The organism is Paenibacillus sp. ATY16, from assembly GCF_003399985.2.
In the GTDB taxonomy this organism is placed as follows: Bacteria; Bacillota; Bacilli; order Paenibacillales; family Paenibacillaceae; genus Pristimantibacillus; species Pristimantibacillus glycanilyticus.
Window position 1 is genome coordinate 1 of the sequence record NZ_NMOK02000042.1, and the last position, 493, is coordinate 493.

1 protein-coding gene is annotated in these 493 nt (G+C 45.4%); it reads left to right on the plus strand.

Annotated elements, in window-relative coordinates; all coding sequences use genetic code 11:
* Positions 1-293 precede the first annotated feature (293 nt).
* The coding region (locus tag CFI03_RS23900; protein ID WP_481857709.1) for a transposase at positions 294-493 on the plus strand (200 nt) is incomplete at its 3' end.

Sequence of the window (493 nt, forward strand, 5' to 3'; positions counted from 1 at the left end):
GGGGGTGTCCCATAAGTCATGAAAATGACGATGGGCACCCCCTTTTTTTATCTAGGCTAAACAGCAGCCTGCGCATGAAATGTTCTTCCGATCGCCATTGCTCAGGGATTCCTTGAATTAATCTTTCAGAGGTAGGCAATCCCCTTACAAAAGCGAACGCTGACGCTTCTCCAGAATCATTTCATGCTCCGTCTGCCCTTTATCCTGTTCATGAAATGCTCAAACAAAAAGAAGCCGACCCTTGTTAAAATGGAGGTACCACCCAACCATTCTAAGTAAAGAGAGGCTTCTTTATGTACAAAGAATATACCATGGATCAACTGTCCTTGCCAATGGACTTGCAAGAAGATATCCCCGAAAATCATCTCGTACGCGTCATCAACGATGCGGTCAATCGCTTAGATATGAAGCTCTTCACCAAAGCTTATCCCGGAGGTGGCCGGGACAGCTATCACCCTAAAATGCTCATGAAAGTCGTTATCTATGCGTACAC